Origin of the sequence: Irregularibacter muris (assembly GCF_024622505.1) — a bacterium.
Taxonomy (GTDB): domain Bacteria; phylum Bacillota; class Clostridia; order Eubacteriales; family Garciellaceae; genus Irregularibacter; species Irregularibacter muris.
Genome location: NZ_JANKAS010000001.1, coordinates 150,891 through 163,376, shown reverse-complemented (window position 1 = coordinate 163,376; position 12,486 = coordinate 150,891). Strand labels below are relative to the sequence as shown.

General features: G+C 36.2%; 11 protein-coding genes. 5 read left to right on the top strand and 6 right to left on the bottom strand.

Features of this window, described 5'->3' with window-relative positions; genetic code table 11:
* Positions 1–356 precede the first annotated feature (356 nt).
* On the bottom strand, positions 357–1,274 hold the full coding sequence (locus tag NSA47_RS15430; protein ID WP_257528927.1) for an HD domain-containing protein: 918 nt from the start codon (positions 1,272–1,274) through the stop codon (positions 357–359).
* A gap of 269 nt (positions 1,275–1,543) precedes the next feature.
* Here NSA47_RS15430 and NSA47_RS00770 point away from each other — a divergent pair, with 269 nt between their 5' ends.
* Genes NSA47_RS00770 through NSA47_RS00755 form a run of 4 tightly spaced genes read left to right on the top strand, consistent with a single transcriptional unit; the run spans position 1,544 to position 5,024 of the window.
* Entirely contained in the window at positions 1,544–1,888 is a 345-nt protein-coding gene (locus NSA47_RS00770; protein ID WP_257528926.1) for a GIY-YIG nuclease family protein, read from the top strand.
* Positions 1,885–2,349 (top strand): DUF6530 family protein, encoded by a 465-nt coding sequence (locus NSA47_RS00765; protein WP_257528925.1) that lies wholly within the window; start codon positions 1,885–1,887, stop codon positions 2,347–2,349. The genes NSA47_RS00770 and NSA47_RS00765 overlap by 4 nt, the downstream gene beginning before the upstream one ends.
* A gap of 1 nt (position 2,350) precedes the next feature.
* Complete coding sequence (locus tag NSA47_RS00760) at positions 2,351–4,396, top strand: AAA family ATPase (protein ID WP_257528924.1); 2,046 nt, start codon at positions 2,351–2,353, stop codon at positions 4,394–4,396.
* A gap of 34 nt (positions 4,397–4,430) precedes the next feature.
* Positions 4,431–5,024, top strand: a complete 594-nt coding sequence (locus tag NSA47_RS00755) for a helix-turn-helix domain-containing protein (protein ID WP_257528923.1) — start codon at positions 4,431–4,433, stop codon at positions 5,022–5,024.
* A gap of 157 nt (positions 5,025–5,181) precedes the next feature.
* Here the strand turns inward: NSA47_RS00755 and NSA47_RS00750 are convergent, their stop codons facing one another.
* The 4 genes from NSA47_RS00750 to mef(A) form a co-directional block, all read right to left on the bottom strand.
* Positions 5,182–6,543, bottom strand: coding sequence for an MATE family efflux transporter (locus tag NSA47_RS00750; RefSeq protein ID WP_257528922.1), 1,362 nt, complete (start codon positions 6,541–6,543; stop codon positions 5,182–5,184).
* Between the two features lie 167 nt (positions 6,544–6,710).
* The gene (locus NSA47_RS00745) at positions 6,711–7,367 is read right to left on the bottom strand and encodes a Vat family streptogramin A O-acetyltransferase (RefSeq protein ID WP_257528921.1); all 657 of its coding nucleotides are present in this window, start codon (positions 7,365–7,367) and stop codon (positions 6,711–6,713) included.
* A 50-nt stretch (positions 7,368–7,417) separates the two neighbouring features.
* The gene (locus NSA47_RS00740; RefSeq protein WP_257528920.1) at positions 7,418–8,881 is read right to left on the bottom strand and encodes an Msr family ABC-F type ribosomal protection protein; all 1,464 of its coding nucleotides are present in this window, start codon (positions 8,879–8,881) and stop codon (positions 7,418–7,420) included.
* Positions 8,882–9,016: 135 nt separating this feature from the next.
* Positions 9,017–10,231, bottom strand: coding sequence for a macrolide efflux MFS transporter Mef(A) (gene mef(A), locus NSA47_RS00735; protein ID WP_257528919.1), 1,215 nt, complete (start codon positions 10,229–10,231; stop codon positions 9,017–9,019).
* A gap of 549 nt (positions 10,232–10,780) precedes the next feature.
* Between mef(A) and NSA47_RS00730 the strand changes: the two genes are divergently transcribed.
* Positions 10,781–11,644, top strand: a complete 864-nt coding sequence (locus tag NSA47_RS00730; protein ID WP_257528918.1) for an AraC family transcriptional regulator — start codon at positions 10,781–10,783, stop codon at positions 11,642–11,644.
* Between the two features lie 373 nt (positions 11,645–12,017).
* On the opposite strand, the gene NSA47_RS00725 is transcribed toward NSA47_RS00730, so the two are convergent.
* Entirely contained in the window at positions 12,018–12,239 is a 222-nt protein-coding gene (locus NSA47_RS00725; protein WP_306811058.1) for a RidA family protein, read from the bottom strand.
* Positions 12,240–12,486: the final 247 nt, after the last annotated feature.

Sequence of the window (12,486 nt, the reverse complement as noted above, 5' to 3'; positions counted from 1 at the left end):
AATAATTATTTTCGATAGCCATCCATAGTCTTACATGCATTTTTATCTCTTCTAATCCACCCCACCCCGGTGGGGGTATATTCATAATATACATCCCATAAACGAAATTGTCAACCCTTTCCTATAAAAACAATTAATTTTTTCTTTTTAAATTAGTCAATTTTACATTCAGCGTCTGTGTCCCCTAAAAATGCAACAATAGGCTTCTTCCTTCATTTCTTTATCCGTTATTATTCATGTCACAATTAAAATACCCGAAATTTGAAAAAAAAATCCCCAAACCATAAGTTTGGGGAAACTGAGACAAGGGGAGGGGGTGGGACCAATAGGCAAAACCATACCCTATATATCAAATTTCAAATGTATTTCACTGATAAATCATTTAATTCTGCTATTATCTTTTCATTATCCATTTTTACTGCTATCGGTAAAAATATTTCCAATGTTTCTTTTGCCTTCTCTTTCCAACGACTTTCATCCATAAACTCAATTGTTCTCATATTATGAAGCCTTTCAGCTAATTTAACCATTATTACATCTTCATCCGTTATATCACTCTTTCGGTTAAATTCTGTTACCCCCTTAATAATATCTACAATTCTGCTGGAAAACTCCTTCCTCACTTCTTCTAGAGATATATTTGCTTTTTTTAAAAGAATATCATGTAGCAATCCGGCTATGACTGTATCCTCACTTGCTTCCATTTCTGCTAATAGAATAGCAACATTCATCGGATGGGTTATATAATCATCCTCTGAATATCTCTTTTCTCCACTATATGCTATGCAGGCTAATTCATATGCTTTCTTAATTTTTTCATGATCATATTCTATCATGTTCTCATTTACAGTCCTTATCAAGAGATCATACAATTCCTCTTTTGTGGCGTGAATAGCTGTAGATTTCATAAACACATGACTCATATCACAATTACCTCCTAAACAATTAATTTGAAAGCTAAATGCTCTTAAAAGTGTTGGTGAAAAACCAAATTTATTTTTAAATGCCTTTGTAAAACCACTATGTGACTGATAGCCATAATTTAATGCAATATCAATTATTTTCTTTCCATCTGCTATTTCTTCTGAGGCCTTAATCAATCTTTGGTCCTTTACATATTCCATAATTGATAATCCCATTTGCTTTTTAAACATCCTTGAAAAATAATATAATGAATATCCTGCATTTTGGGCAACATCCTCCGCTATTATAGGTTTGTTAATATTTCTTTCAATGTATTTTAGGCTATCAAATACAATAGTTTTTAATTCCACTTTCTTCACCTTCTTTATTCCACGTGGTAATTATAATATATCCATTTATTCAATAAGTTTCTTTTCCATTCTTGCTGTCTTTAGCATATAAATCATTTTGATGTTTTTCACTCTTTTCATTCATCTAAAATTATTTCTTTTTTTACTAATGGTGAAAGAACATTCGATATTTTTATTTTTCAGGTACACCAAACGACTTCCTACACTCCTACGGAGCGTGGATTATTTTTTAGAACATTTAAGTATATACTAAAGTCGAGGTGAACACAATGAATATAAAGAAAAAGAAAGAACTCTTGGAAATTTATAAAAACAGGCACCCGGAAATGGGTGTAATTTCTTACTGCTGTAAAGAAACAGGAGAAGTATTCTTAGGTATTTCCAAAGATACAAAAGCAGACTTTAACAGCACTAATGTAAAATTGAGGGCCAACTGGCATCCCAATAAACAATTACAGGCACTTTGGAACAAATATGGTTCAGAAAGCTTTGAACTATCGGTTATAAAAGTGTTGAAGTATGATGACCCAAAGAAAGATCATACAGCAAAATTAGAAAGTTTAAGAGAGCAGTGTCTCGCTGCTGATCCGAATGCAAGGAGGATATGGCGATGAATGAGAAAATAGTTATGGTATCAAATGGTTATGACCGTGTAGATGGTAGAAACGCCTATCAATCGGATATCAAACGCTTAACCCTGGGTGTGCCCATGCTGGAAGAAAATAAAAAAATGCAGATTGCTGTACAAATTTGGAAAAGAGGTAAAGACGACAAATTGATTTTGGCGCAGGAGCTACCTGTCCATCAAGTATTTGACCTAATCATCTTTTTGTCTAGGACATTACTTTATTTTAAGGAAGCTTACCGTCTTCCACTTTTATATGACCCGGAAAACCCCACCGTAGAACGTATTGGCGTGCAAGGTGATGTATTGCCTGTAGAGGTTTGTATTGACAATCAAAATATCCATGAAGACATCAAAGCCTTTGCCCAGAGTCTAAATGATTTAGGAGAGTTAATCGGGGGACGCCAACGGGTACTTCACCGTATTTTAGAAGAATTGGAGTGTTATTAAGATGAAAAAGACCAGAATTCTGTCACCCGACAGACAATTGACAGCAGAGGAACAATCCCTTATCTGGCAAAAACCATCCTCGCATATTGAAAGTGAAACAGAAAAACGTATATATCAAGAAGTCGTAAGAAATTGGAATCGTGGTGAAATGAAAATCAGTACAATTTTGTTAGAGGGCGATGCAGGTTCGGGAAAAACTCAGCTTGCTAAAGCCCTCTCTGCTGATTTTAATCTCCCTTATACAAAAGTAACTTGCTTTGCTGATATGGATAAATCTGATGTGCTAGGTTCTATTCTTCCAGTACTCTCTGAAAAAGACGATAAATCAGGCACGATTGAATATCAGTATTATCCGTCAGAAATTGTCCGTGCTTATGAAAATGGATGGCTCTTGGAAATTCAGGAACCGACAGTTATTCGAGACGCCGCTGTTTTAATGGCTCTGAATTCCGCATTAGAACCGGACGGCAGCCTAAACTTACCTACCCGTATTGTACACCGTCATCCGGATTTTATTGCTATTATTACAACAAACCGTGGCTACAATGGTTATCGGCCTTTAAATGAGGCTTTACGTGACCGAGTTCAGCATGCCGAAAAATTAGATTTACCACCTAAAGCCGTTATGATGGAACGAGCTGAAGCTAAGACCGGCTATCATTCTAAAAATGTTCTTTCTCTTTTAGCTGAAACCATTATCTTGCTAGATGAAACAGCTCGGGCTAATGCAATCAAAGGTGTGGCCGGGATGCGATCCTATATCTTTTGGGTTGATGCTGCTCAAAGTGGTGCATCAATAGAGCATACTCTATATCATAAAGTACTTTACAAAATTACCACTGACCCACAGGAACTTGCTATTTTAGAACAGGCACTAGCAAGCCATGGCTTGACAGACAAGCTTGCAGAATTGGATACTGTCTGTCATTCTGATCATTCTCATTCAGATGAAGAGAATCTAGAAGTTATTGAACTTCATATTTCAGAGAACGGTGAATACTCTGCAGAAACAAATAAAAAGGATAAAAATGCAATCCGTTTAAGAAAATCGGCAGACAGCGAGGGGCATTCGAATACGAGTAGTGATGAAAATACCGATGTTTCAAGCAATGATAATGGAGAAAATGGCACTCCATTTTATCACGAACTAGATAAACCCACTACAAATGAACAAAAAAGAGAATTTCGTAAACAATTAAACAAAGAAGCTCGACAAAGTGTTCAAGGCAGCTGTCATGAAGCAGTTAAGCTTATTGTCCACCGTCCAGAAGCTACCGCTCAAGATAGGGAAGAATATCACAACACGGCTGCCCTCTTGCTGCCAGTCATTCGGGAACTCATTCGCAAAACAGATCCACTTTTAGAGCATGAGGTTTCCTCTGAATTTGCTAAATCTCAGCTTTATGGCACGCAATTTCGTGCGGACCAAGCTGCTTCTTTAGATTTCCGCGTATTTGCTCGTAAGCGCCCACCTGCTGAAGAACCCTCTCTTGCAGTTGCTCTCAGAATTGACGAATCTGCATCTATGTCAGCCTTTGGGCGCTTAGATGCTGCAAAACAGGCTGCCATCGCTTTATATGAATTTTGCACTGGGTGTGGTATTCCTATAATGGTTTACGGGGATACAGCAGACCGCTCTAAGCTGGAACAAATGTCCATTTATGCCTATGTAGACTTTGAAAGTAAAAACGCAGACGAAAAATATGCTCTCATGAATATCCAGGCTCGCAGCAATAACCGAGATGGTATGGCATTACGTATTCTTTCTGATCGATTGCTTAATGCCCCCCAAAAAACAAAATTAATAATCAGCATCAGTGACGGGCAGCCTAAGGCTATGCCTGATTACACAGGTGAAAAAGCAGCGTATGATATGAAAGACACTTTACAGGAATTTAGGCGTAAAGGCATCCAATTTCTTGCGGCAGCTATTGGACAAGATAAAGAGGCTATCCGTGAACTGTATGGAGCTGAAAACACATTGGATATAACCGAGTTAAAGCAGCTCCCAGCAAGATTGGTACAAATCATCACAAGGTTTCTTTAAATATGTTATACTGAGCAGAAATGGAGGTGAAGATATGGATTGTGTAAAAATAGGGAAATTAATTGCCAAGCTGCGGAAGGAAAAAAAACTTACACAGAAAAATATTGCAGATGCATTGGGTATTCAAAGTAAAACCGTTTCCAAGTGGGAATGTGGTTTAGGGTGTCCTGACCTATCGCTGTGGCCAGAACTATCTGCCATTTTAGGTGTAGATATGGTACAGATGATGCAGGGTGAAATTACGCCAAACCATCCGGACAGCGGAAATATTGATAAAATCCGTTTTTATGTCTGTCCTTCCTGTGGGAATATTCTGGTTAGCACAGGAAGTGCCTCCATCTTCTGTTGCGGAAGAAAATTGGAGCATATCTTGCCTATGGATACACTTACTGTACCCAAAATCACAGTGGAAGAAATGGACACCGATTACTTTGTTACCATTGATCACCCTATGACCAAAGAACACTATCTTTCTTTTGCAGCATGGGTTAAAAACGATCGAGTATTTCTGAATCGATTGTATCCAGAGCAAAGCCCAACTTGTAGGTTTCCAATAACTGCTGGAGGTAAACTCTATTTTTATTGTATTAAACATGGTTTATCGATATACTCAAATGATTTATCCTGAAAAAGAGTAGGCTGAATCTGTCTACAAGACGGATCCAGCCTACTTAACAAATTGAATTTTATTCTTCAATCCCTTCTCCATGTACCCAAACTCTGCCACCATCTGGACACTTTACATCAAACTGCGGTGAAGGAATTTCTTCATACTCCAAATCTGCTTATGCTCTTTGTGCTGCATATTTTAAATCTTGAGAAATGCTTTTCCATTTCCCCGTCCTATATTCTTTATATGAAATAATAAAGTTTACCAGCCAACCAACTGGAACGGCATACCATACCATAGCAATACCAAAGCGTGGTGCAAATATTACTGCAACACAAACACGAATAGCAAGATTAGCCAAATTGGCTATGGTAAACATCTTCATATCGCCAGCTCCTCTGAGCAAGCCATCTATAACCATCTTTATCCCAATTAACACAAAAAACCATCCCATAAATTTCAAGAAATTTGAACCTGTTTCAAGGGCAAGTTGTGTACCAGCACTTCCTAAAAACATTAAAATAATATCTGCATAAAATAATTCCAGCACTACGCAAATTAAAACTGCAAAAACCCCGGCTAGCTTATTTCCTACACGATACCCTTCTTGTACTCGTTCATATTTTCCTGCTCCAATGTTTTGGGCAGTATAAGCTGAAATAGCATTTCCCATGGCCATCATAGGAACTATGCAAATGCTTTCTACACGCATTGCAGCTGAAAAACCTGCTAGCATTTCTGTTCCAAAACTATTTACAACAGACTGAACAAACATCATGCCAATAGAAACAGTAGACTGCTGCAAAATAGAGGGAATGGCAATTCTAGCCATACTTTTTAATTCCTCTCCATCAAAAACTTCTGTTTTTTCTGTAGAATATGCAGCCATTTCTCGTAAAAATAATACAAAAGAGATAAGAGCAGAAATGCCCTGGGCAATTAGTGTTGCCCAAGCAACACCTGCTACTCCTAAGTGCAAAGAATACACCATGTATATATCCAATAAAATATTTAATACCGATGAAAAAATTAGTAGATATAAGGGGATACGTGAGCGACCAATTGCATTAAACATAGCCGAAAGCACATTATACATAAAAAGAAAGGGAAGTCCAAAAAAATAAATATTTAAATAGACCACTGCCATGTCCATAATATTCTCCGGAGTATTTAACACCTCCATAATCTGCCTGCCAGCCACTAATCCAATAATTCCTAATGCTATGCCTATGGCAAGAAAAGACAACAAAGCAGTATAGACTGACTTCTTCATTTTCTGATATTCTCTGGCGCCAAAGTAGCGACTGGTAACAACGGAAGCTCCTATGCCACCACCAATTGCAATACATATAAATACATTCGTCAAAGAGTATGAAGCACCAACAGCCGCCAATGCATTTTCACTAACAAATCGACCGACAACTACTGAGTCAGCCATTGTATAAAACTGCTGAAATAGATTTCCTATAATCATGGGTAGAGCAAAAACAAATAATGCTTTTAAAGGTTTTTCGTGTATCAAGTATTCTTTATGCATATCAAATTCTCCTCATGTCAAAAGTTATTTACTTGAGATATAAATCTCTTCACTTCACTATAAAGTTTCTCAACTATACTCTAGCATTCTAAAAGGGAAAACCTAAAAACATGGCTTTCCCTAAAATATTTATAAAAATTTAAACTGTAATCCAACTACAGAACTTCCTAGTCCCATAGGTAGTCCTTCTGATTTTTTATAAATTGATCTAGTCCCGTTTCCGAGGTTAACTTTTCAAGATGATTAAATATCTTTTCTGCATCCCAATTCCACCATTGAAGTTTTAGCAAAAACTCAACCTTTTCATCATTAAATCGTTTCTTGATAAATTTAGCTGGATTCCCACCATATATTGTATAGGGTTCAATATTTTTTACTACCGTTGAATTAGCAGCAATAATTGCACCATCCCCCACCTTAACACCTGGCATAATGGTTACATTTTGACCAATCCAAACATCATTACCTATTACCGTATCGCCCTTGAAAGGCAATTGATCTATGCTTGGAGTGATCTTTTCCCACCCGCCTTCAAAGATATTAAAGGGATAGGTTGTAATTCCATCCATTTTGTGATTTGCACCGTTCATGACAAATTTGATCCCTTCTGCAATAGCACAAAATTTACCTATTATCAACCTATCCCCCAGAAATTCGTAATGGTACTCTATATGATCATAAAATTTTTCAGGGGACTTTTTAGTATCACTATAATAAGTGTATTCTCCAATCTCTACATTAGGTTGTTTAGGTAGATTGCTTATATAGCAAACTGTCTTTAGGTTTTCATTTGGATAAAGCTTATTCTTGTCTGGTCCAATCATCGAATGCTCCCTCCTTCCTTTTCAACTCTTATAATCCTAGATAAATTAGTTTATTGGATTAAGTTCAATCTCTTATCCTGGATTTCATAAATTCTATCCGCTACATTATCAAGAAACCGTTTGTCATGGGTGATAAACACAATGGTTCCAGCATATTCCCTCATCATTATTTCCAAAGCCTCTAAACTTGGTAGGTCAAGGAAGTTGCTCGGTTCATCCATTAATAGAACATTATATCTCCCCATGAGCATTTTAGCCAGCAATAATTTAATCATTTCGCCACCGCTTAAAACAGATAAGCTCTTGATAATATCCTTGTGCTCAAAGCCCATAGAGGCCAGGACTGAACGAATTTCCGATACATTATAATCACAATTCTCCTGCATAAATTCCATAACCTTTTGATTATGGTTATACTTATAGCCATTTTGAGCGAAGTAACCTATTTTAGCCTTAGGAGAAATTAAAATACCCTCTTCACCATTTAAGATCATCTGAATTAAAGTTGTTTTCCCCGTACCATTTCCACCGGTCAGTGCCACCTTTGCTCCAAGAGGAATGCGAAAAGATGTGCTTTCAAATAAAACCTTATCTCCAAATTTTTTATTAATTTCAGTACCCATAATCGGATAAGGGTTATGGAGTTCCAATGCTTTACTTTGCCTAAAGTGGATCCTAGGAATATTTTTCGGAGCTTCCCGATTTTCCAAAGCTGCCATTCTGTGTTCTATAGATTTGGCAGCATTATGCATCTTTTTTTGCTTACTCCCTATTGTTTTTTGATGAGCCAAACGCCCACCACTTTTAGACTTATTTTTCTTAGCGGCCCCCTTGGCTTTTTGATCTATTTTATGTGCCTGACTCCGTTTTTCTTCTGCGGCTTTTTCCAACCGTTTTCTTTCAGTAATAAATTGTTGATATTTTAAAGCTTGGTTTCTATGCTTTTCCTCTTTTTGTCTAAGATAATCGGAATAGTTTCCCCAATACTCGGTGATTTTTCCCTCTTTTAATTCCCATATTTTATCTACTACCTCATCAAGGAAATAACGATCATGGCTAATAACTAGCAATGCACCAGAAAAATATTTTAGCTGTCCAATTAAAAAATCCACTCCTTCACGATCTAAATGGCTAGTGGGTTCATCTGCCAAAATACCATGTGCTTGTTTGGAAAGAGCCTGTGCTATTTTTAATCTTGTTTCCTCTCCCCCGCTCATCGTCTGTGCTTCTAACTGATTAACACCAAGTTTGCCTATAAGAGCAAAATCTTTTTCTTTCTGTAAACTTACTTCGTCTACCTGGGGGATATAGGTAAATTCTCCAAATCGATTTACCTCACACCCTGGTGGAGTTAATTCCCCCAAAAGCACCTTTAATAGTGTACTTTTACCTGCACCATTTGCTCCTACTAGACCAATACGGTCATAGTCATATATTTCTAATTCCTCTATATCTAAAATATCACATCCTGTGTATTCAACACAAATATTCTTTCCTTTTATTAATAATTCCATTTTTATTCCTCCTGTCTAGAATCCCATGGCTTTCATTTACCTACTCACAGGGAAAACCCTGCGATTTAAGCAGGAAGGATTACATAAATATATAATACATATAAATATACCTCCTAAATTTTTTATAGCTTTATTTTATTTGCTATCTAAAGCTCTAACAACTAAAACCAGCGGACAAATCATCGCAATGCCCATAACTAAGATTCCTGATATTAAGAACCAATTATTTACACCAATCCTATCTGCAAATAGCCCCGATAGAATTAAGCCAATCGGCATAGCAAAGGACATAATGCTTCCTGTAAGGGAAAATACACGTCCTAAATATTCTGGTTTAATTTTTTCCTGAAAAAGAGCGGTTTGAACACCACTGTAGAATGGAACAGTAAGCCCCATAATTGCACAGCAAATTGCAAATAGGACAAATCCACTTGGGGGAAGTAATCCTGAAATAGTTAAACTAACTCCCATCATAAAAATAGATGCTGTTATTAATATAATCCGTTTTTTAAACTTACCAAATAAACCTAATAGCATGCCCCCTATTAACATACCAGATGCATAGGCAATTTCTGTAATAGAAACATGCATGGGTGTTCCTGCAAAGTATTCCATGCTAATCAAAGGGTATAGTGCATTGATTGGCATATAAACAAACATATATAGAGTGCCTATGAGGAGTAAGGTAAATAATCCCTTGTTCTCTCTTAACGTACTGAACCCTTCCTTCATCTCCTTCATAAAATTTCTCTCTACGCTTTGCTCCTCTATACTAAGTTTAGGAATGGGTACTAACGCTACCGCAATACAAGCAATTATAGCCCCTAGTACGTCGATGGCTATAATGGTGTTTAATTCCCAAGTTGAATATAAAAACGCCGCAGCCGCTGGGCTAAGAATATAGCTTATAGATTGCAAGGACTGGCTATAACCAGCACATTTAGTTAATTGTTCTTCTGGTACTAATAGAGGTGTGACTGCACTTAATGCCGGAGAATGGAATGCTGTCCCGATGCTACGGATAAATAATACCATCATAACCATCCAAACCGATAGTTCCATATATAATGTAATAAAAGCTAATACTGCACCGGCTGCAGCAATAATTAAATCAGCACCAATCATTATCTTTTTTCTATCATAACGATCAACTAATACACCAATAGCAGGACCAAAAACCGCATAAGGTAGAAACCCAACTAATGAAGCTATTGACAGCACCATAGCTGATCCTGTTTTTTCTGTAAGGTAAAAGATTATTGCCATTTGCAGAATAGCACTTGTAATTAGTGAAACTGCCTGTCCTATATATATTGTAAAAAATTTTTGTTTCCAATTGTGTTTTTCCATTATCATTTTCTCCTGTATTTTTCTATAGTATTTTTATAATTCATCCTTTGACTAAGGATTTAAACTCTGCCTATTTAGCAATAAAAAATGCAGGCCGAGCCACAACGTGACTTTAGCCTGCATTTATACAATATGAGGATACATTAAAGAAAGGTATAGCCAAAAAGACTATTCCCTACCCTAACCAGCATTTAATATCGTATAAATAAGCACAACAAAAAAGCCTATCATTGTGGATAGTATCTGCTCTCTTATTGCTAGCTTATCTTAAACGCATTGAAGCTGTCATAGGTTCGGTTCCTCCCGTATATTTATTTACGCTAACTTACATTTTAACATAATAAGTTAGTATAATCAATGCTGAGCATAGTAATGCTAATATAATATTGTAGATACGAAATTCCCCATACTACAAAATATATAAATATGGAAACTTTCCATTTTGAGTACTGCTCAGGTTATATTATGATTCGATATATTTTATATTAAAAAAGTCGAGCAACGCTAAAATAGCTTTGGTATTATATAAATATTGAAAGGAGGGAAGCCATGTTAAAAGAATTAAATCATGTAATTGACTATATCGAAGATCATTTAACCGATGATTTATCTTTTAAAACAATTTCTGAATATGCTGGGGTTTCTGACTACCACTTTAGAAAGATATTTTTTTATCTTTCAGGATTAACCCTTAGTGAATATATCAAAAACAGGAGATTATCAGAAGCAAGTATGGATTTGTTACATGGAGAAAGAATAACGGATGTTGCTTTGAAATACGGTTATCAATCAATAGACGGCTTTACTAGAGCATTTAAAAAGTGGAGTGGGTTTTTACCCTCAGATATAATAAAAAAAGGCATAAGTAAATCCTTTCCTAAACTTTCATTTATAATAACCGTCAAAGGAGGAAATACTATGGAATTTAGAATTGTAGACAAACCAGCTTTTAACTTAGTCGGTGTAAGTAAACGTGTCCCTATGCAATTTGAAGGTGTCAATAATGAAATTGTAAAGCTTGCAGAGAGTATAACAGAGAAACAAAAAGAAGAAATGCGTTCTCTTCAAAATATTGAACCTTATGAAATCGTCAATGCTTCTTATGAAGCTGACGCTAACTTCCTAAAAGAAGAAGGAGATTTAACTCATCTCATAGGTGTTCTAACTACTGAAAATCAATTAAGTGATCTATTAGAAAAGGTCCCAGTTGATGCATATACTTGGGCGATATTCCCAAATGAGGGGCCATTTCCTTCTACATTACAAGAAACAATGGCAAAAGTATATTCAGAGTGGATTCCTTCTTCCAATTACGAAGTCATCAATGTCCCTGCTTTCTCCTTTACTAAAATGGATAAAGACAAAGGAGATTATGCTTATAGTGAAGTTTGGATTTCTGTTCAGAAGAAATAAAAACTATAAATACACAAAAATCATTATATCTGTCAACTCACCCCTATCATCTTCGAGGTAGTTGATATGTTACCTAAACAATAAAAATAAGGGGTTCTAGGCATTGGCCTCTTCGGCAAAGCCGCCGAGAAAAAAGTTAAAAGTCTAGAACCCCTTTGTTTATGGACATTTTCAGTCCTTCTATTTTTGATATCAACACAAGCGTCTCCACGTGCATTGGAGCTTATTTATTATACCACTTTACGCTTAGCGTTAAGTGGTATAAGTTTTATCCCCCTGTTCCATATATTGTACTCCCTAAACCTTATTATCCGCCTGGTAAAGTTAGTGTTGGTCAACTTCAAATTAGTTTCATTAGTTATATCACACTAACCTATTTCTTATATGCAATTGCGTCAATTTGTACATGCAATCCATCTGGCCCACCAATATGTGCAAAATCTGTTTGTATCGTTTTTCTTTCTGGATACTGACCAGCGAACCGTTCCTTAAATACATTTTCCATGATAGGTATATTCCAAGCATCTCTTAATAATACATCTACCTTAACTATGGACTCAAAAGTCAAGCCAATCTGTTTTAGATGATTTTCCATTTTCACGTTCTTCTAGTATGCTCCCATATAAGAATAGTCTGTCTACCCAACAATTTGTCTTCCCATCTTAAATAGGATTACATCCAAAATCACTTAAAATACACTTGTATATTTTCTTTAATACCCCTAAGCTCTTGATCTATAAGTCTTTCCCCCAAAAATCTCTTTTATAGAATTATTCATCCTTTGACTTTGTCTCTAACATAAGATAATATCTTTGTTGGTCAGAATGCAAGGTGATCACCTT